This is a genomic window from Actinospica sp. (assembly GCF_035552695.1).
Classification (GTDB): domain Bacteria; phylum Actinomycetota; class Actinomycetes; order Streptomycetales; family Catenulisporaceae; genus Actinospica.
In genome coordinates this window covers 1-19781 of the sequence record NZ_DASZKT010000087.1, presented here as the reverse complement: position 1 = coordinate 19781, position 19781 = coordinate 1, and the positions used below count along the sequence as shown (strand labels likewise).

Below are 19781 nucleotides of genomic sequence, written 5' to 3'. Positions count from 1 at the left end.
GCGCTGTCGCCTCCTGCTGGTCGGGCGCGGTCGCCTCACTCTCGTCCTTCCAGCGCGGCCGCCTCACTCTCGTCCAGTGCCGCTGCCTCGCGCTGGTCCAGTGCGATCGCGTCGGCGGCGGCCTGGACGCGTGGCAGCAGCTTGACCAGGCGGTCTCGGTCCCAGCGGGTGTTTGGGCCGGCCACGGTGAGCGACGCGTCGGCGCCGCTGCCCACGGCCACGCCGATCGCGCACACTTCGGGCATGTGCTCGCCGAGGTTCAGCGCGTAGCCGCGTTCCCTGGTCCGCGCCAGGTCGAGCTCGAGTTCCGCGAGGTCGGGCACGGTGAAGCGGGTGGCGCGGGCGAGGCCTTCCGCGTAGAGGCCGCGCACGACGGCGAAGGGCAGCCTGGCCAGCAGTGCCTTGCCGCCGGCCGTCTCGTACGCGGGGATGCGCGCGCCGGTCCGGGTGGCCACGCGCACCAGTTGGCGTGACTCGACCCCGTCGAGGAAGAGCGTCTCGGAACCGTCGAGCACCACGAGGTTCACCGTCTCGCCGAGCTCGGTGGACAGCCTCTGCAGGTGCGGGTGGGCGGTCGCGACCAGGTTCCGGCCGATCGGTCGGCGGCCGAGTTTCAGCGCCGCCGCGCCGAGCCGGTAGCGGCGCGAGCCCGCGTCCTGCTCGACGAATCCGTGCAGGCCCATGATGTGCAGCAGCCGGTGCGCGGTGGAGACCGCGACGTCCAGCTCCCGGCTCAGATCGGTCACCCGCATCGAGTCGTGCGCGGCGAGCAGCAGCAGGGTGCGCAGGGTCTTGCTCACGGTATCGCTCGTGCCCAGATCTTTCGACATGGTCGAAATATTACGCCCCCCTCTTTCCCTGAGGGAAGCTCACAAATACGCTCATGTGACTGCAGAGGGGCCAACCGTGGTCGCCACCCGTTCTGGCTCCTCTGCCAAATCCTTCGGTACTGTCGAAACGAGAGTGGGCCCGCGGATGAAGATCGCGGTCAGAAGAACCTACTTCGGGGACCGGCTCTGCTTCCCCGGCATCGTGCCGCACGCGCTGCTCGACCTTCGCGCCGCCCACACGCGTCGGCTGGTGCTCGAGGGCGTGTGCCGCGCGGACGCCGTGGCGCAGGCCGAGCGCGCGATCGCATCCGATCTGCCCGCGCTGCTGCGCGACGACCCGGAGCTCACCGAGGTGCGTCGGCTCCACGAGTGGGCCGCCGAGCGGGCCGGCAGCGGTGACCTGCACGACGGGTGCACATGGTTGCACGTGCCCAAGCTGCTCGGCCCGCCGGTCGGCTCGCCGCGCATGGTCTGGGGGATGAGCGGCAACTATCCGCGTCAGCGCCCGAATACGGCGGACCCGAGCCGGCCGGATCGACCCGAGCCGGACGGTCCACCGGCCCCGCGCGGCTTCGTCAAGGCGCCCGGCTCGCTCGCCGGCGCCTATGACGACATCCGCTATCCGGCTATCAGCTCCCATGTCGAGCCGGAGATCGAGCTCGCGGCCGTCATCTCCCGGCGCTGCCGCGGCCTGAAGCGCGAGGACGCGATGAGCGCCGTCGCCGGCTACGTCGCGTTCTGCGATCTGAGCGCCCGCGATATCGGCGCGCAGGACCGGCACCTGCTCGACCGGGCCAAGGGCTTCGACACCTTCGGCATCGTCGGGCCCTGGTTCGTGACCGCCGACGAGATCCCCGACCCGCACAAGCTGCGCGTGCGCTGCTGGGTCAACGGCGAGGAGCGTCAGGACGGGAACACGAGTGGGATGCTGCACGACATCCCCGAGCAGCTGGCCTGGCTCAGCTCGGCGCTGACCCTCCGCCCCGGAGACGTGCTGTCCACCGGCACGCCGGCCGCCGTCGCGCCGATCGTGCCCGGCGACGTGCTGCGCGGAGAGGTCGAGGGGCTCGGCGTGATGGAGAACGCCGTGCTGCGGCAGAGCGCGACGGCCGCGCGTTCGATCGAGGGCGGCGGGGGCACGTCATGGTGAGCACGGTGCGGGAGGCCGCGTTCGAGGTGATGCGAGGCTGCGGGTTCGACCGCGTCTTCGCCAACCCGGGCTCCACCGAGATCGCGTTCCTCGCCGACCTGCCCGAGGACTTCGCCTTCGTACTCGCCCTGCACGAGGGCTCCGTGGTCGGCATGGCCACCGGCTACGCGCTCGCCACCGGCCGGCCGGCGCTGGTGAATCTGCACACCACGGCCGGACTCGGCAACGCGGTCGGCGCGATCGCCACCGCGCGCACGAACCGGGCGCCGCTGGTCGTCGTGGTCGGCCAGCAGGACCGTCGTCACCTGGCCCTCGAGCCGTTCCTGGCCGGTCGGCTCGACGGGCTGGCCGGCGGCTACCCCGTGTGGACCGCGCAGCCGACGCTCGCGCAGGACGTGCCCGCCGCGCTGCTGCGCGCGTACCACGAGGCCGTCGAGCACTCCGGGCCCGCGATCGTGGTCGTGCCGATGGACGACTGGAGCGCGCCCTATGACGATGAGCGCGAACTCGCCGCGCCGCTCGCGCTGGTCCGCTCTCCCCGGCAGGGCGAGTCGGCGGTCAGGGATCTGACATCGCTGCTCGATGTGGCGGAGCGGCCGATGATCGTGGCCGGGTCCGGCGCGGACACGCCGGAGCGCTGGGCCGCGCTCGTCGCCCTCGCCGAACGGCTCGGCGCGCCGGTGTGGCAGGAGGCCTTCGGTGCGCGCGCCGGATTCCCGCAGGACCACGCGCTGTTCGCCGGGCATTTGCCGCCGGGTCGCAGTGGCCTTCGATCGACGCTCGACGGGCACGACTTCGTGCTCGTCGTCGGCGCGCCGGCCTTCCGGCTGTACGGGTACGAGGCGGGTCGGCTGGTGCCGGACGGGACCACTGTCGCAGTGCTCTCCGACGCCGCCGACGAGCTGCACCACAGCGCCGCCGACCTCGCCTTCCTCGCCGATCCCGCGTTCGTCTGCGCGGACCTGGCTCGCCGGCTGCGCCAACGTCCTGCGGCGTCGGACGAGCGTCGTCGACCGGCCGCCGCGTCGCCGTCGGACGGCTCATTGACGGCCGTGCGCGTCTTCACGGCGCTTGCCGAGCGGTTGCCGCGCGATGCGGTCGTCGTCGAGGAGACGCCCTCCAGCAGGCCTGACCTGCACCGGCTGCTCCCGGCACGGTCGTCCGGCGGTTTCGTCAGCGCGGCGATGGGAGGGCTCGGATTCGCCCTGCCCGCCGCCGCGGGCCTGCGCATGGGCAACCCGAACCGTCCCGTCGTGGCACTTCTCGGCGACGGCTCCTCGCTCTACGCGATCCAAGGGCTCTGGAGTGCAGCGCGCTACGAATGCGGCGCGCTGTTCATCGTGCTGACGAACGGCCGCTACGCGGTGATGGACCAACTCGCGGCCGAGCACGGCGGCAAGCCTCCGTGGCCGGGATTCGCAGAGATCGATATCGCCGCGCTGGCCGGCTCGCTGGGCTGCCCCTCGCGGCGCATCACCACGCACGCCGAACTGCTCGCAGTCCTCGACGAAGTCATCCCGACCCTCGCCGCGCGCAACGATCCGTTGCTCCTCGACGTGCGCGTCTCCACCGATTGAAAGGCGAACCGATGAGCCTGCTCAACGAAGACATGTGGCAATCGAAGATTTTCAGCGACGGCTGGATCAAGGCCGAGGGCGGTGACGCGGCCGTCGTCGAGCCCGCGACCGGCGCCGAGATCGGCCGGATCGGCATCGCCGACGCGGAGGACGTCGCCGCGGCGGCCTCCGCGGCGGCCACGGCCCAGCGCACGTGGGCCGCGTTGCCCTACACCGAGCGCGCCGCGGTGCTGCGCCGGGCCGGGCAACTCTGGGAGCAGCACGCGGCCGAGGTCGGTGACTGGCTGGTCCGCGAGGCCGGGTCGATCGCACCCAAGGCAGGGTTCGAAGTCGCTACCGCCGCGCAGGAGTGCTACGAGGCGGCCGCGCAGGCCTCCCAGCCGTACGGTGAGGTGGTCCGGACGGCGCGCCCGCGGCTGAGCCTGACGCGGCGGCTGCCGGTGGGCGTGGTCGGGGTGATCTCCCCGTTCAACTTCCCGCTGATCCTCGCCATCCGGTCGGTCGCACCCGCCCTCGCCCTGGGCAACGCCGTGATCCTCAAGCCCGATCCGCGCACCGCGGTCGGCGGGGGAGTGGCGATCGCCCGGATCTTCGAGGAGGCCGGGCTGCCCGACGGTCTGCTGCACGTGCTGCCCGGCGGCGTGCCCGCGGGTGAGGCGCTGGTGGCCGACCCACGCGTGCGCGTGATCAGCTTCACCGGATCGACGGTGGCGGGCCGCCGCGTCGGCGAACTCGCCGCGCACCACCTCAAGCGCGTCCACCTGGAGCTTGGTGGCAACTCCGCCGTCATCGTGCTCGAAGGCGCGGACCTCGAGCGTGCCGCGAGCGCAGGTGCCTTCGGGTCCTTCAACCACCAGGGCCAGATCTGCATGACCACCGGTCGTCATCTCGTGCACGAGAGCCTCGTCGATCAGTACGTGAATCTGCTCGCTGAGAAGGCCGGGCACCTTCCGGTCGGCGATCCGGCGCGCGAGCAGGTGGCGCTCGGTCCGGTGATCGACGAGCGCCAGCGCGACAAGATCCACCAGGTCGTCACGTCGAGCGTGGCGGCGGGCGCGCGGCTGGCCGCGGGCGGCACCTATGAAGGGCTCTTCTATCGGCCGACCGTGCTCGCCGACGTCACCCCGTCCGTTCCCGCCTTCCAGCAGGAGATCTTCGGCCCGGTCGCGCCGGTCGCCTCGTTCTCGACGATCGACGAGGCGGTGAGCCTGGCCCGCAGCACCGAATACGGGCTCTCCCTCGGCATCCTCGGCGACGACTTCGACGCGGCGCTCGCCCTGGCGGACCGGATCCCGAGCGGACTCGTGCACATCAATGACCAGACCGTCGACGACGAGGCGACCGCACCCTTCGGCGGTGCCGCCGCCTCGGGCAACGGCGCGCGCTTCGGCGGTGCCTCGGCCAATATCGAGGCCTTCACCGAGACCCAGTGGCTGACGCTGCAGGGCTCGATCACCCCGTACCCGTTCTAGGCCCGTGAGGCAAAACGAGATGACCAAGCCCGTCCTGCAGATCGTCGTCGGCAGCACCCGGCCCGGCCGCGTCGGTTCGGCGGTGGCCCAGTGGTTCCACGGCCTCGCGGTCAAGCACGACGAGTTCGCCGTGCAGATCGTCGAACTCGCCGATGTCGATCTGCCGCTCTACGACGAGCCGAATCCGCCGCGCCAAGGCCGCTACGTGCACGAACACACCAAGCGCTGGAGTCAGATCGTCTCCGCCGCGGACGCGTTCGTGTTCGTCGTGCCCGAGTACAACCACGGATACAACGCGGCGACCAAGAACGCCCTGGACTTCCTGCACCGGGAGTGGCGCGGCAAGCCGGTCGGCTTCGTCTCCTACGGCGCCGCGGCGGCCGGGGCCCGCGCCGTGAGCGGCCTGCTGCCGGTGGTGACCGCGCTCGGCATGGTCCCGTCCGGCAACGCGGTGACGATTCCGCAGATCGCGCGGGCGGTGCAGCCGGGCGAGCCGTTCACCGGCAACGAGCGCGCGGACGAGGGCGCCGGGCTCCTGCTCGACGCCCTCAGCAGGCTGACGACCGCCCTCGGCACGGGACCGGTGATGGAGCGGGAGCGGCGCTGATGTCGGCAAGTGCCTCAGGCCTCCTTCCGGAGCACGAACCTTCAGCACAGACCGCCGTCACCACTTCCACCACCGAGTCAATGTCGACCAAGGGGTGTACCGACAATGGAAACAACTCGCGCACCAAGCACTGAGGCCACCGCCCGCCGCGGGGCCGCGCTCGTCATCTGCCTGATCGGCGGGTTCCTGACACTGCTCGACGTGAGCATCGTCGCCGTGGCCCTGCCGTCCATGGAGAAATCCCTCCGCATGACCACGGCCGAGGTCTCCTGGTCGGTCTCCGGATACTCCCTCGCCTTCGGGCTCGTCCTCGTCCCGGCCGGACGACTGGGTGACCTGTTCGGCCGACGCAGGCTGCTGCTGCTCGGCCTGTTCCTGTTCGCCGCCACCGGAATCCTTTGCGGCGCCGCCACCAGCGGAGCGATGTTCGTCTTCGCCCGGCTGGCCCGCGGCGCGTCGGCCGGCCTGATCGCGCCGCAGTCCGTCGGGCTGATCCAGCAGATGTACCCGCCGAAGGAGCGCGGCCGCGCCTTCGGGCTCTACGGGGCCACCGTGGGCGTCTCGACCGCCATCGGCCCGATCGTCGGCGGTGCGATCCTCAACGGCATCGGCGGCCACGACGCATGGCGGTACGTGTTCTACGTCTTCGTGCCGATCGCGGTGGTCGCACTCGTGGCCGGCTGGTTCGTCCTTCCGCGGGACCGGACCAGGTACCAGCGGCACAGTCTCGACCTCGTCGGTACCGCCCTGCTCGGCGCGGCCGTGGTGCTGATCATGCTGCCGCTGATCGACGCGGAGGGCGCCAAGTCCCAGCCGGGCTGGTGGCGCCTCGCGTTGGGTGTCGTGCTGCTGGCGGGCTTCTTCGTCTGGGAGCGCGTGCTCGACGCTCGTGGCGGTATGCCGCTGCTCGCGCCGAAGCTCGTGGCGATCCGCGGCTATGCGGTCGGAACGGCCATCGGCACGACGTTCTACGCCGGATTCACCGGGATCTTCCTGACCTTCTCCCTGTTCTTCCAGCAGGGGCTGAAATTCACCCCGTTGCACGGAGCACTGACCACGATCATCTTCGTGATCTCCTCGGCGGTCTTCGCGGTCGGCAGCGGACGCCTGGTGAACCGCTTCGGCCAGCGGATGGTCGCCGTCGGCTGCCTGGCCGTGGCCGTCGGCCTGTTCGTCACCGGACTGGAGCTGCGGAACCTCAACCCGAGCGGCGCGGCGGCCACGCTGGCCCTGCCGCTGCTGATCGCGGGCATCGGCAGCGGACTGGTCATCGCCCCGAACCAGACGCTGACGATGCACAGCGTCCCGCGCGAGCAGGGCGGTATGGCCGCCGGCGGCTTCCAGACCGGCCAGCGCGTCGGCACCGCGATGGGCACGGCGCTGGCCGCGACGCTCTACTTCGGCGAACTCGCGCGCTCGCACGGCAATTTCCACGAGGCCGCGCAACTGAGCCTGTTCGGCTCGGCCGCCATGGCCGCGCTCACCTTCCTGATAGCCACCGCGGACATCCTCATCCCGCACCGTGCGCCCGCCGACCAGCCCACCCCGCTGGTCCACGCCGCCGGGGCCGGATCCGCCTGACCGGTATTCCAGGTTCCGATCCGCGCGATACTGTCGCCATGCCCCTCCAGGTAGCCGTCTGCGGACCGTCCGACGCCACAGCCGAAGAACTCGGCCAGGCTGCCGAGGTCGGCCGCCTCCTCGCACAGCGCGGCGCCGTCGTGGTGTGCGGCGGCTACGGCGGCGTCATGGGCGCCGTTGCGCAGGGCGCGGCCCGGGCGGGCGGGATCGTCGTCGGCATCCTCTCCGGCCGCGACCGAACAGGCGCGAACCCGCACCTCTCGGTCGCACTTCCGACCGGCATGAGCGAGGCACGCAACAACCTCGTGGCCCAGGCCGGCGACGCCCTGATCGCGGTCGGCGGCTCCTGGGGCACCCTGTCAGAAGTGGCACTCGCCGTCCGCCGCGGCACAAGCCGCGTGGTCAGCCTCGGTGGCTGGCGAGTACTCGACGCCCACGGCGATCAGGTCCCCGGCATCCGCTACGCCCCAACGCCGCACGCCGCGGTAGCAGCAGCGCTGGACTGACGCCTCGCTGCTCGACTCACGCCGACGTCACGCTGACTTCAACTCGTAGCGGAAGCGGCGCGGAACTCCAGGGGCCATGTCACGGCTCATCAGCATCACGGCCGTCTCGAAGGGCACGTCGTTCGCGGTGTAGCTCGTTCGGGTGAGCTCGATGACCGGCGAGTCCGGCAACACGTCGCGCAGCTGCGGCGGGGTATCGACGACGGCGATCTCCTCGACGTGGCGCGTGGCCGAGTAGCCGAGGTCGGCGAGTGCGCGGAGAGCTCCACCCTTGATGGGGCGATTCTCGGCGAGGACCGTGCCGTTCGCGATCGCCGCCGGGTACCACGAGTCCGAGATCTCGACAGGCCTCTCGTCGAGCGTGACGACGCGGCGACGCAGAACGGCCTCGCTGCCGGGATCCGCACCCAGCAGGGCACTGACACGGGCGGGCGGCACCTGGATCTCGACGAGGACCAGCCGATGGCCACCGACGTGTCCCGCACGGGCGGCCTCTGCCTGCCAGGGATCGGGCGACGTGGCGTCACGCGGCGAGAGATACGGCTGCGACGATGTGATCCACTCTGACATGTCAAACCTTTCGGCCGAGGTCACCCGACTGGATCCTATGCGCCTTGCGATATTGTCAGGAGTCCCATACGGTCTGAGGTAAGGAAGTCCTGACAGGCCACTCGTAAGAGCTCCCTGACGCTGAAGAGGTGCGTGATGGGCTGGATCTATGACGGGGTCCCGGACGAGGAACACGAGGGCCACCCGATCGGCGTGCTGGCCAATGGAGTGATCCCGACGTACGCGGCCGGGCACCAGTGGTTTGAGATGGAGTTCCGGGGCGGCTGGTGGTCGGCGGGCAGTGCCTCAGACGACCCGGGGGTGGAACCCGCGTGGCTGCTGCCGACGTGCGTGTGCGGGTGGCGCGGAGACCGCACTGCCTACGACACGCAGGCGGAGGATGCGGCGCGTGCGCAGTGGGACGCGCACATGGACGAGGTCACCGTCTACCTTCTGACCGTCGCCAAGGCGGGCGAGGTCCTCATCGACACGCTCGATGCCGCGCGAAAGGCGGGCGAGTTCGATGGCAGGCCGCTGGCCGTCATCAAGGCCCTGCGTGTGACGCAGGCGCACGTCGGCTCCCAGGTCACCGCGGCAGTCGGCGCCGCCCGCGCCCGAGAGCTGAGCTGGGAATCCATCGGCGAGGCACTGGGCGTCACCCGGCAGACCGCCCACGAGCGATACCGCGACGTCGCCGCCGCCCCCGCGCAACCGCAATAGACGCGCCGTCTGCGGACGCGGTATCCGTATTCCAAAGATGCGTTCAGATCTTACTTAGAGTGCTGAGTTCTTTGCTGGGACTCGTCTTGACGGCGGCTCGCTCCGGTGAAACGTTGACGGCCAGAACGAGAGGGTTGAGACGGCCTTCCGCACCCACACACACCCACATCCGTCCCGGCAAGACCTTCGAGGAGTTGTTCCATGCTCAGGATGCGCATAGTCTGCGCCGTCGCCACCACGGCGCTGGCGCTGATCGGCGCGACGACGACGACCGCCGCGGCGGCGAGCGCCACGACCACCACAGCAAGCACGGCAAGCCGTGCCACAGTCACCTCGGTCAGGCCGGCCGCGGCGGCGAATCCGACCAGCGGGTACTGGACCGGGACGTGGGCGACCGCGCCGCAGAGCGGGGGCGACACGTTCTCCGGGCAGACGATCCGGCAGGTCGTGCACACGAGCATCAGCGGTACGGCGACGCGGCTGCAGCTGTCCAACGCTTTCGGCAGTTCGGCGCTGACCGTGAGCGACGTGCACGTGGCCGAGGCCGGTTCGGGGTCTTCGATCGTCAGCGGGACCGATCACGTGGTCACGTTCGGCGGCTCGGGCTCGGTCAGCATCGCGGCCGGGGGCACCGGTATCAGCGACAGCATCGCGTTCGCGGTCCCGGCGCTGACGAATATCGCCATCAGCTTCTTTCTGCCGAACAACACCGGCCCGTCGACCTACCACCAGTTCTCCATGGCCAACAGCTTCATCGCCTCGGGGGACGTGAGTGGCGCGGCCGGGTTGTCCAACGCGCAGACCGAGAACAGCTACTTCTTCCTTTCCAGCCTGGACGTGCAGAACGCGAATTCGCAGGGCTCTGTCGTGGCTCTCGGTGCCTCGATCACGGACGGATACGTCTCGACCGTCGACGGGAACGACCGCTGGACTGACGTCCTCGCGTCGCGGCTGAATTCGGCGGGTGACACGATCGGCGTACTGAACGAGGGGATCAGCGGCAATCGGCTGCTGGTCGACGGAGCGGGGCAGAGCGCGCTCAACCGCTTCGCCCGGGACGTGCTCGGCCAGCCGGGCGTGCGCTGGGTGATCTTCTCCGACGATCCGATCAACGACCTCGGCTCGACCAGCCCGCAACCGACCTCGGCGCAGCTCATCTCCGGGATCCAGCAGCTGATCACCGCCGCGCATCAGAACGGGATCAAGTTCATCTGCTCGACGCTGACGCCGTATCAGGGCGCCGGGTACTGGAACCAGTCCGGCGAGACAGCGCGCGACGCGATCGACACGTGGATCCGCAGCGGAAGCAGTGGTTGCGACGGCGTGATCGACCAGGACACGGCGACGCACGACCCGTCGAACCCGACGTGGTACCTGTCGGCGTATGACAGCGGCGACCACCTGCACCCGAACGACGCCGGCTACCAGGCCATCGGCAACGCGGTGAACCTCGGCCTGTTCACCCCGCCGAACGTGCCGGTGATCAGCCTGCGGGCACACGCCAACGGCGACATCGTGACCGCGGACAACGGCGGCGGCTCGGCCCTGATCGCCAACCGGACCTCCGTCGGCATCTGGGAGCAGTTCGACGAGATTTCCCAAGGCACCGGTTACATCGCGCTGCGCGCGCACGCCAACGGTCTGATCGTCACGGCCGAGAACGCCGGTGCGCAGCCGCTGATCGCGAATCGCACCGCGGTCGGCGCCTGGGAGACGTTCCAGCTCGTCCAGAACTCGGACGGGAGCGTCAGCTTGAAGGCCGACGCGAACGGCGATTACGTCACCGCCGAGAACGCCGGCGCGCAGTCGCTGATCGCGAACCGGACCGCGATCGGCGCCTGGGAGGAGTTCGACCTCATCCAGGACAGCTGAATCTCTGGGAATAGAATCTCTGGGAGAACGAACGTCCGCGCGTCTTCCGCTCCCACTGGTGGGGGAGCGGAAGACGCGCGGACGTTGCCGTTCAGCCGTTCAGCCCTCAGCCGATCGCGATGCTGAAGACGTGTATTGCCGGGGTTCCGGAGGTCAGGGCCGAGCCTGCGGGCAGGGTGACCGAGGCGACGGTCTTGCCGGAGCTGAGAGCGAAGTTCTCGGCGAAGATGTCGGCGGTGTGCGTGTACGTCGTGTTGCCCTGCCGGTTCTGGTAGGTCGAGTTGACGGCCACGGTGCCGCCGCTCGGGGCGGAGGTGGAGAACCAGTCGGGGGCGTTCAGCGAGGCGCTCTGCGTGCTCCCGTCGGTATAGGTGATGGTGGCGGTGCCCGAGGCGGGCCCGTAGCTGGCGGAGAGCAGGAATCCGATGTGGGATCCGGACCCTGATACGTCGATCGTCTGACCCTCGGCGACCGTGTTGTCGTTCGCGCCGGCCGCCGCGCCGGGCATCGTGTACGTGAGGCCGCCGCTGCTGATGCTCGCGCCCGGGCCGTCGCCCGCGTTGGTCAGCGCGGTCTCGGAGAAGCTGGCCCCGCCGCCGTCCCAGTCGCCGGGGGCGGTGTTGTTGTCGGCGGTGATGCCCACGTCGTTGAACGAGGCGGCCAGGTTGCTCGCCGCGCTGCCCTTCGGCAGGCCGATCTGCTTGCTGCCCAGGGTCTTGTACGCGCTTGCCTGGGTGCCGGTCACCTGGGCGAACGCGAGTGACGTGGTCGGGTTGGAGGGCTGTTCGACGAGGTAGCTGCTCCCGGCCGTCACCGGCAGGCCGAAGGTGCTCGCGGTGGTCGGGGATACGACGACGGCGCCGGTGGAGCCGTTGACGACCTCGGCCTGGGAGCCGGACCACGGGTTCCGCACGGTCATCGTCGTGGTCGAACCGGCGACGATCGCGGCCGTAGCCAGGGTTCCGCCCTCGACCTGCACGTCCACCTTCGAACCGCCCTGGATGTAGACGGTGCCGGAGCCGTCCCAGCCGGACGGCCAGGCGGGGGCGAAGCGCAGCGTGCCGTCGTAGTCGGTCGCGAGAGACTCGTCGAGGGCCGTGGCCACGGTGGACTGCTGCTCGATGTACGGCTCGTCGCCGACGTTGCCGTTGAAGAGGTTCGCCATGCCGCTGATGTACGCCTGGTAGTTCTCGGTGATCGTCGTCAGGTCGGAGGCGACCTGGCTACCCATGTCGAGCCGCGCGGCGTCGACCGCGTCGAAGCTCCAGTCCGAACCGGCGGAGTTTGGCCGGGAGTTGTAGGTTCGGTCCTCGAGCGCGGTGAGATTGTCGCCGTTGACGACCGTGCTGTCGCCGATCACGCCGTACGGCCAGAGCGGCTCGAGGCCGATGTTCTCGCCGTTGTGCAGCGTCGCGGACGGCTGGTACGAGTCCGCGATCACGTCAGCCCCCTGACTGTCGAGGTTGGCGACCGTGGAGGCGGAGGTCGGCTGCGAGTTGAGCAGCGTCGTCAGGCTGGACTGGCCGGCCCGCGGATACGGCTCGATCTGGTTCTCGGCGGTGCGCAGCTGGGACACCAGCGAGGAGTCGGTGTTCAGCAGCGTCGCGGCCTTGACCACGGCGGGGAACAGGGCCTGGTCGACGGCGATGTCGTCCGTCGGGTCGGTCACCGCCCACTGGGTCTCGTGCGCGTTCGCCGTCGCGTGCAGGAAGCCGTCCGAGCCGACGGACTGGTATGCGAGCAGGAACGTCGCGGTCTGCTCGAGGATCGGATAGTACTTCTGCAGGAAGCTCACGTTCCCGGTGTCCTGATACTGCTGCCAGACCCACAGGGCGATCTCCGCGCCGCTGGTGACGTTCAGCGCGTTGTACGAGGGGCTGGACGCCGTCGCGCACGAGGCGTTCTGCGTGTTGTTGCCGCCGTTGTAGTAGCCGTTGCCGTTGAACCGCATGGTCTCCGGGACACAGGCCCCCGGCTTGCCGCCCATCTGAGCGTTCGTCCAGGACTCGATCGAGGGCAGGTCGTTGAGATACATGTCGAAGATCGGGACGTTCAGGTTGAAGTCGCCCGAGCTGAGGTTCGCGGCGATCTGCCCGCGCAGGTTCCACAGCCAGTACCCGGCCGGGTACCAGTCCTGCTGGTCCTGGTCGAAGGCGAACATGTCCGCCACGCCGGCCTGCGAGCCGGGATACGTGCCGGACTTCATGCTCGCGGCCTCGTCGTACAGGTAGAGCGTGCGCAGGTTCTCCATGTACTGGCCGGTGCCGTCCGAGGAGTTGATCTCGATCAGACCGCTGTTCGCCCAGTAGCCGTTCCACCACGAGGATTGCGTGGCCAGCAGCGACGAGCCGGCGGCGGACGCGTCGCCGCCGATCAGCGACTGGGCGGTGCTCTCCGGATTGCCGCCGGTCCACGAAGGCGCGGCGACGACGACCCGGAACGTGCCGTTGCTGTTCGGCGTGAAGCTGACCTTGACCTGCGTGGAGTTGACCACCGACGTGCTGACGTTCTGCCCGCCCGCGGTGATCGTGGACATCGCGCCGAACGTCTGCCCGGAGTTGCCGGACTGCGAGTTGTCCTGCCAGGTCTGCGCCAGGCTCGCGTAGGCGCCGGAGGTGCTGGCGGACGGGGAGCGGCCGGACCAGAGGCTGAGCGTCGCGGACTGCTGGGTGGACGCGTTCACGCCGCTGACGTCGACGACGAGCTCGTCCTTGCCCGCGGCCACCCAGGCGTTCATCGTGATGCCGCCGCCCGATTCGTGCAGCACTCCGTTGTAGAGATCCAGATTTCCGGAGAAGTTCGAGGCGGAGGTCATGGCGGACAGACCGGGGATGGAGACCTGACCTGGGGAGAGTCGGTACGGCATGGTGTCACTGCGGTTGAGCTGCGCGGTGAATCCGTTGGCCGCCCAGGCCGCCGCGCCCAGCGAGCCGTTGCCGAGCGGCAGGGACTGGGCGGCGGCGGAGTTCGGCTGGCCGAGCACGACGTCGGAGCGCGAGACGACCCCTCCGACGTTCGTGGAGAAGGCGCCGTTCTGCCAGGCGGTGGTCAGCGACGCCGCGGCGGCGGGCGTCGCGGACTGCCAGACGGCGGCGGCCGGCGCGACCAGCGCGACCGCCACGGTGGCTATCAGGATTCTGCGGTAGCGGGACCGGGTGGGCATGGGTCCTCCTGCACGCTTCGTTGCGTTGGGTCTCATGTTTCGCCAAGGCTGACACATCGGAGGTGTTGTAGCGCACTGATCGGGCAGCCGTCCAGACAATCGGGGTGGTTCCGGAACCGTTGGGACACTGGCGATCATAATCATGGGACCTCTAAGCTGGGATGTTGCGTGCGATCCGCCGATTCCAAAGTTTCATTCAAATCTTGCCCTGGCGGATTTGCTTCTTGCGCAAGTGCCTTGACACCGCGTTACAACTGATGCCAGTTTTCGGCCATGCGTAGACGAACCCACCCGCAGGACGGTCGCAAGGTCCGCGGTGTCGCGCGACTCGGCCTGATCGCCGCCACCGCCGCCGCGGTCGCCGCGGCGGGCCTCACCGCCGTTGTGCTCTCCTCCTCGACCGCCCTCGCGGCGGCGCCGTCGGAGTCCGCGTACCAGGCGCCGGACACGCCCTCGCCGAGCGTGGCCGGCGCGACCACGCCGTTCGCGACGTATCAGGCCCCTGAAGGCCAGCTCGGCGGCGGGGCGAGCGTCGTGTCGCTGACCGCCGCGCCGACGTCGCAGTACGACAGTCCGCAGGGCGAGGCGTCCGGGCACGCCTACGTGCAGCTGACCGGCAACGGGCAGTCCGTGCAGTGGACGAACGAGACCGGCCAGCCGATCAGCTTCGTCAACGTCCGTGCGTCGATTCCGGACTCCTCCTCCGGCGGCGGCCAGACCGCGACGCTGGACCTGTACGTGAACGGGACCTTCCGCCAGGCGCTCGCCATGAACTCGCTGCAGAGCTGGCAGTACGAGGGCAACAACAATTACAACGGCAGCGACCAGAACCCCGCCGACGGCAGCCCGCGCAACTTCTGGGACGAGTTCCACGCCTCGATCTCCGGCGCCGCGATTCCGGCCGGTGCGACCTTCTCGCTGCAGAAGGACTCCGCCAACAGCTCGTCGTTCTACTGGATCAACTCGATCGACCTCTGGAACGCGCCGGCCCCGGCCGCGCAGCCCGCGAATTCGATCTCGATCACCAGTTGCGGTGCGACCGCCGACAACACGCCGACCAACGGCTCGGCCGCGGCCGGAGCCACCGACAGTACGGCGGATATTCAGAACTGCATCAGCCAGGCCGAGTCACAGAACAAGATTCTCTGGATTCCGCAGGGCACGTTCTACGTGATCGGCACGAACAGCCTTCCCGTCAGCAACATCACCGTCGAGGGCGCCGGATATCTCTACAGCGAGATCTATCGGGACGTGCCGCTGCCCAACAGCTCGCCCCTCGGCTCGCTCTTCCAGTGCACGTCCTGCCACCTCCAGGACCTGCACATCGACTCGAACTCGCAGAGCCGCGCGACCGTCGACGGTGGCGGCGGTGCCGAGGACACGACCGGCGACAACTGGTCCATCGAGGACATGTGGGTGCAGCACGTCGAGTCCAGCGTGTGGGCTTCGGGTTCCGGCGGCGTGGTCGAGAACAACTTCTTCACCTCGATCTGGGCGGACGGCTGCAACCTCAACAACGTGTCCCTGACCGGCACGTCCGGAAGCAATCTGACCGCCACGAACAACTTCATCCGCGGTACCGGTGATGACGGAATGGCGATCAACTCGGTCGCATACAACGGATCGACGACGTACACGGCGATGACGAACATCACCATGAGCCACAACACGGTCATCGCGGCGTGGGGTGGCAAGGGCATCGGCGTCTACGGCGGTTCCGGCCACCACGTCCAGAACAACTATCTCGCCGACACCGCCCGCTACATCGGTCTCGGCGTGGGACGCTTCGGGGTCAACGGCAGCGACATGACCGGCGCGACCGTCTCCGGAAACGTGGTCGTCCGCTCCGGCGGCAACGCGTACAACCAGGGCCAGCCCGCTCTGCACGTCGGCAACGGCGGCGATGGTCAGAACACGGGGACGGTCTCGAACGCCGTGGTCACCGACAACACCGTGATCCAGTCGGTCTACGACGGCATCGCCTTCTCGACGTCCACCGGCACCACGTTGTCGGACAACCAGGTGATCAACCCGTGGCGCAACGGTGTGGTGATCTCGCCGCCGTACTACCCGGCGCCCTCCGGCAGCGCCACCCTGACGGGCAACTCGGTGACCGGGCTCGGCTCCGGATTCACCGCATTCGCCAACGACTCCAGTGGATTCACGGCGACGACGAGTGACAACAGCTGGCAGAACTCCACGTCCGAGGGCGCGTACGGCGGCTCGGCGGCCGCGGTGCCCGGCACCGTCCAGGCCGAGAACTACGACACCGGCGGCCAGGGCATCGGCTACAACGTCAACTCCGTCAACGGCACCGGCAACAGCTACCGGTCCGACGGCGTCGACTTGGAGGCCACCTCCGACACGGGTGGTGGCGACGACGTCGGCTGGAACTCGCAGGGCCAGTGGCTGCGCTACACCGTCGACGTCGCGACAGCGGGTACGTATACGCTCGGCTTCCGGGTGGCCGCGCCGTCCGCCGTCACGGATGCGCTGCACGTCACCGATTCCTCCGGCACCGACCTGTCCGGCGCGGTGGACGTCGCCGCCACCGGCGGTTGGCAGACCTGGGCAACGGTGACGGCGAGCGTCAACCTGCCCGCCGGCCGGCAGACACTGGTCGTGGACGAGGACAACGGCGGCTGGAACTTCAACTATCTGACGTTCACCGCGGCCGGCGGAAACCCGACCTCGACGCCGACCACGAGCCCGACGCCGACCACGAGTTCCAGCCCGACTCCGACCGGGACATCGAGCCCGACTCCGACTCCGACCTCGACGTCGGGCTCCGGTTCGACCATCAACTCGTCCGCCTGGTACGAGGTGGTCAACGAGAACAGCGGCTCCTGCGCCGACGACGCCAACTTCGGCACGGCCAACGGCGCCATCCTGCAGCAGTGGTCCTGCGGCGGGGCCAACAACCAGCAATGGCAGCTCGCCCCGACCAGCAGCGGTTACTACTCGGTACTCAGCCGCGAGACCACGAGCGCGAATCTGGTCTGGGACGTCACCGGCGGCACGGGTGCCACGTCGCCCGGCACCGGCGTGCAGCTCTGGTCGAACGGCGGCGGCACGAACCAGCAGTGGGAGCCGGTGGCGACCTCAGGCGGGTACTACACCTTCCAGGCGCGCAACAGCGGCCTGTGCCTGACCGTGCCGAACTCCTCGACGGCCAATGGAGTCCAGCTCACCGTCGACACCTGCAACGGCACCTCGAACCAGGCCTTCCGGCTGGTCCAGGAGGCCTGAGGCGGGGCTTGAGCAGCCCGGGGGTCCGGCCGTCACAGGGATCGGCCGGACCCCGGGTCCTTCGCTCGCGTACTTGTCTGCTACTTGTGCAGCGCGACGAAGGCGACGACGGCGACGACCACCACGAGGGCGAGGACGATGCCGATCACCTTGCCGTTGCTGCCGGAACCGCTCGGGGCGGACGCGCGTCCGACCGAGGTCGGGTTCTTGGCTTCGCCGCGCTCGACGAAGGCCTGGAACATCTGGGTGCTGGCGGCGGGATCAAGATCATTGTTGTTCGACACCCCGCCACCCTATGGCGTTTCGTGCCGCCGGGGCCACCGTCGTGGGGGAAGCTTGACGTATGACAGAGATCCTTGACCTGCCCGTCGGCCTCACCGCGACCGGGACACGCACGGAATCCGACGCCATGGGGACGATCGAGGTCCCGGCGGACCGCTACTGGGGCGCGCAGACGCAGCGGTCGCTGATTCACTTCTCGATCGGCGATGACCGGATGCCCAAGGCCGTCTACCACGCGTACGGGCACATCAAGCGGGCCGCGGCGCTCGTCAACGGACGCGCCGGCCGGCTCGAGGACTGGATGGCCCGGCTCATCGCACGGGTGGGCGGCGAGGCGATCGCGGGGGAGCTGGACGATCACTTTCCCCTGTACGTCTGGCAGACCGGCTCGGGGACCCAGTCGAACATGAACGTCAACGAGGTCATCGGCAACCGGGCGATCCAGCTCGTCGGCGGCGAGCTGGGCAGCAAGTCCCCGATCCACCCGAACGACCACGTCAACATGGGTCTGTCCTCGTATGACACCTTCCCGACGGCGATGCGCATCGCCTCAGTGCGCGTTCTGCACGAGCGACTGCTGCCGAGCGTCGAACTGCTCTGCGCGGCGATCGAGGCCAAGGCCGCGGCGTGGCGCGACGTCGTCAAGATCGGGCGCACCCATCTGCAGGACGCGGTGCCGCTGACCGTGGGCCAGGAGTGGACCGGCTACGCGCATCAACTGCGTCGTGCGGCCGAGCAGGCGACTGCCTCCGCCGAGGGCCTGTACGAACTCGCGGCGGGCGGCACGGCGGTGGGCACTGGGCTGAACGCGCCACCCGGGTTCGGCGAGCAGATCGCGGCCGAGATCGCGGCTTCGACCGGCTACCCCTTCCGTACCGCGGCCGACAAGTTCGCCGCGCTCGCCGGTCTTGACGCGATGGTCGCCGCCTCGGCCGGAGTGCGCGGCCTCGCCGTCGCGCTGATGAAGATCGCCAACGACATCCGCTGGCTCGCCTCCGGGCCGCGCGCGGGACTGGCCGAGCTCCGGCTGCCCGCCAACGAGCCCGGAAGCTCGATCATGCCGGGCAAGGTGAACCCGACCCAGTGCGAGGCGGTGGTGATGGTGTGCATCCAGGTGCTCGCCGACGACGGGGCCATCGCCCTCGCCGGTTCGCAGGGCAACTTCGAACTCAACACCATGCGACCGATCGTCATCGCCGACTTCCTGCACTCGGCCACGATCCTCGCCGATGCGTGCCGAACCTTCCGCGAATACTGCATTGAGGGCATCGAGCTGAACACCCGTCAGATCGAGGAGTACCTGGGCCGCTCGCTCATGCTGGTCACCGCGCTCGCCCCGGCGATCGGTTACGACCACGCCTCCGAGATCTCGCACAAAGCCGACCGCGAAGGCACGACGTTGCGCGAGGCGGCGCTGGCCACCGGCTACATCAGCGCGGAGGACTTCGACCGCATCGTCGATCCGCGCGGCATGGTCTGACCGCCGCCCGGAGCGCTAGTCTATTTGCGGACGCAAGCAAATAGGACGTGGAGGCGACGATGATCACTCGGACGCTGGGGACCGGTTCGGCCGCGCTGGACACGGGCGCGCTCGGCCTCGGACTGCTGGGCATGTCAGGGCTCTACGGACCCGCGGAGGAGGCGGAGTCCGTCGCGACGATCGAGGCGGCCGTCGCCGCGGGCGCGGTACTGCTCGACCTGGGGGACTACTACGGCATGGGGAGCGCCGAGATGCTGCTCGGCCGTGCACTGCGGCAGCTCGGGATCCCGCGCGAGTCGGTGCGGATCTCGGTGAAGTTCGGGGCGCAGCGCGGCCCGGACGGTCCGGTCATCGGCGTCGACACGCGGCCCGCGGCCGTGAAGACCGCGTTGGCGTATACGCTCACTCGGCTCGGTGTCGACTACATCGACATCTACCGGCCCGCCCGGCTGGACCCGGCCGTGCCGATCGAGGAGACGGTCGGTGCGATCTCGGAGCTCATCGAGGCTGGCTACGTGCGGCAGGTCGGCCTGTCGGAGGTTGGTGCTGAGACGATTCGTCGGGCGCATGCCGTACACCCGGTGACCGATCTGCAGATCGAGTACTCGCTGATCTCGCGCGGGATCGAGGAGTCGATCCTGCCGGCGACGCGTGAGTTGGGGATCGGGATCACGGCGTATGGCGTGCTCTCGCGCGGGCTGATCAGCGGGCACTGGCGAGCGGAGCAGGCGGCCGGTGCCGGG

The 19781-nt window shown here is 69.4% G+C and carries 15 protein-coding genes; 11 read left to right on the top strand and 4 right to left on the bottom strand.

The features are described 5' to 3' along the window. Window positions 1-35 precede the first annotated feature (35 nt). Window positions 36-830, bottom strand: a complete 795-nt coding sequence (locus tag VG296_RS11145; RefSeq protein WP_325565574.1) for an IclR family transcriptional regulator — start codon at window positions 828-830, stop codon at window positions 36-38. 145 nt (window positions 831-975) lie between these two features. Here VG296_RS11145 and VG296_RS11140 point away from each other — a divergent pair, with 145 nt between their 5' ends. From VG296_RS11140 to VG296_RS11115, 6 genes are all read left to right on the top strand, one after another. After that, complete coding sequence (locus VG296_RS11140; protein ID WP_325565573.1) at window positions 976-1980, top strand: fumarylacetoacetate hydrolase family protein; 1005 nt, start codon at window positions 976-978, stop codon at window positions 1978-1980. Then, entirely contained in the window at window positions 1974-3557 is a 1584-nt protein-coding gene (locus tag VG296_RS11135) for a thiamine pyrophosphate-dependent enzyme (protein ID WP_325565572.1), read from the top strand. The genes VG296_RS11140 and VG296_RS11135 overlap by 7 nt, the downstream gene beginning before the upstream one ends. An 11-nt stretch (window positions 3558-3568) precedes the next feature. Continuing rightward, window positions 3569-5029: a benzaldehyde dehydrogenase gene (locus tag VG296_RS11130; RefSeq protein WP_325565571.1), complete on the top strand. Its 1461-nt coding sequence runs from the start codon at window positions 3569-3571 to the stop codon at window positions 5027-5029. Between the two features lie 19 nt (window positions 5030-5048). After that, window positions 5049-5636, top strand: coding sequence for an NAD(P)H-dependent oxidoreductase (locus VG296_RS11125; RefSeq protein WP_325565570.1), 588 nt, complete (start codon window positions 5049-5051; stop codon window positions 5634-5636). A 105-nt stretch (window positions 5637-5741) separates the two neighbouring features. After that, window positions 5742-7217 (top strand): MFS transporter, encoded by a 1476-nt coding sequence (locus VG296_RS11120; RefSeq protein WP_325565569.1) that lies wholly within the window; start codon window positions 5742-5744, stop codon window positions 7215-7217. Window positions 7218-7255: 38 nt separating this feature from the next. Then, on the top strand, window positions 7256-7723 hold the full coding sequence (locus tag VG296_RS11115; RefSeq protein WP_325565568.1) for a TIGR00725 family protein: 468 nt from the start codon (window positions 7256-7258) through the stop codon (window positions 7721-7723). Window positions 7724-7750: 27 nt separating this feature from the next. Here VG296_RS11115 and VG296_RS11110 read toward each other — a convergent pair whose 3' ends face one another. Then, window positions 7751-8293, bottom strand: coding sequence for a UTRA domain-containing protein (locus tag VG296_RS11110; RefSeq protein WP_325565567.1), 543 nt, complete (start codon window positions 8291-8293; stop codon window positions 7751-7753). A gap of 135 nt (window positions 8294-8428) precedes the next feature. On the opposite strand from VG296_RS11110, the gene VG296_RS11105 reads away from it, so the two are divergent. Next, complete coding sequence (locus tag VG296_RS11105; protein WP_325565566.1) at window positions 8429-8992, top strand: hypothetical protein; 564 nt, start codon at window positions 8429-8431, stop codon at window positions 8990-8992. Window positions 8993-9193: 201 nt separating this feature from the next. Next, complete coding sequence (locus VG296_RS11100; RefSeq protein WP_325565565.1) at window positions 9194-10864, top strand: GDSL-type esterase/lipase family protein; 1671 nt, start codon at window positions 9194-9196, stop codon at window positions 10862-10864. A 106-nt stretch (window positions 10865-10970) separates the two neighbouring features. Here the strand turns inward: VG296_RS11100 and VG296_RS11095 are convergent, their stop codons facing one another. Continuing rightward, window positions 10971-14027 carry a glycosyl hydrolase family 95 catalytic domain-containing protein gene (locus VG296_RS11095; protein WP_325565564.1) on the bottom strand — a complete coding sequence of 1019 codons (3057 nt, stop codon included), beginning with the start codon at window positions 14025-14027 and terminating at the stop codon, window positions 10971-10973. 273 nt (window positions 14028-14300) lie between these two features. Here VG296_RS11095 and VG296_RS11090 point away from each other — a divergent pair, with 273 nt between their 5' ends. Beyond that, complete coding sequence (locus VG296_RS11090; RefSeq protein WP_325565563.1) at window positions 14301-17276, top strand: RICIN domain-containing protein; 2976 nt, start codon at window positions 14301-14303, stop codon at window positions 17274-17276. Between the two features lie 80 nt (window positions 17277-17356). Here the strand turns inward: VG296_RS11090 and VG296_RS11085 are convergent, their stop codons facing one another. Then, complete coding sequence (locus VG296_RS11085) at window positions 17357-17560, bottom strand: hypothetical protein (RefSeq protein ID WP_325565562.1); 204 nt, start codon at window positions 17558-17560, stop codon at window positions 17357-17359. A 59-nt stretch (window positions 17561-17619) separates the two neighbouring features. Here VG296_RS11085 and fumC point away from each other — a divergent pair, with 59 nt between their 5' ends. Both fumC and VG296_RS11075 read left to right on the top strand, forming a co-directional pair. Beyond that, a complete protein-coding gene (gene fumC, locus VG296_RS11080) occupies window positions 17620-19038 on the top strand; it encodes a class II fumarate hydratase (protein ID WP_325565561.1) in 1419 nt (472 codons plus the stop codon). 59 nt (window positions 19039-19097) lie between these two features. After that, a partial coding sequence (locus VG296_RS11075; protein WP_325565560.1) for an aldo/keto reductase occupies window positions 19098-19781 on the top strand: 684 nt, incomplete at its 3' end.

Bases quoted from the DNA above. Each gene is read 5' to 3' on its own strand.
- VG296_RS11100 (WP_325565565.1), top strand. From the start codon at position 9,194: ATGCTCAGGATGCGCATAGTCTGCGCCGTCGCCACCACGGCGCTGGCG.
- VG296_RS11145 (WP_325565574.1), bottom strand. From the start codon at position 830: ATGTCGAAAGATCTGGGCACGAGCGATACCGTGAGCAAGACCCTGCGC.
- VG296_RS11110 (WP_325565567.1), bottom strand. From the start codon at position 8,293: ATGTCAGAGTGGATCACATCGTCGCAGCCGTATCTCTCGCCGCGTGAC.
- VG296_RS11115 (WP_325565568.1), top strand. From the start codon at position 7,256: ATGCCCCTCCAGGTAGCCGTCTGCGGACCGTCCGACGCCACAGCCGAA.
- VG296_RS11095 (WP_325565564.1), bottom strand. From the start codon at position 14,027: ATGCCCACCCGGTCCCGCTACCGCAGAATCCTGATAGCCACCGTGGCG.
- VG296_RS11130 (WP_325565571.1), top strand. From the start codon at position 3,569: ATGAGCCTGCTCAACGAAGACATGTGGCAATCGAAGATTTTCAGCGAC.
- VG296_RS11135 (WP_325565572.1), top strand. From the start codon at position 1,974: ATGGTGAGCACGGTGCGGGAGGCCGCGTTCGAGGTGATGCGAGGCTGC.
- VG296_RS11120 (WP_325565569.1), top strand. From the start codon at position 5,742: ATGGAAACAACTCGCGCACCAAGCACTGAGGCCACCGCCCGCCGCGGG.
- VG296_RS11090 (WP_325565563.1), top strand. From the start codon at position 14,301: ATGCGTAGACGAACCCACCCGCAGGACGGTCGCAAGGTCCGCGGTGTC.
- VG296_RS11125 (WP_325565570.1), top strand. From the start codon at position 5,049: ATGACCAAGCCCGTCCTGCAGATCGTCGTCGGCAGCACCCGGCCCGGC.
- VG296_RS11140 (WP_325565573.1), top strand. From the start codon at position 976: ATGAAGATCGCGGTCAGAAGAACCTACTTCGGGGACCGGCTCTGCTTC.
- fumC (WP_325565561.1), top strand. From the start codon at position 17,620: ATGACAGAGATCCTTGACCTGCCCGTCGGCCTCACCGCGACCGGGACA.
- VG296_RS11105 (WP_325565566.1), top strand. From the start codon at position 8,429: ATGGGCTGGATCTATGACGGGGTCCCGGACGAGGAACACGAGGGCCAC.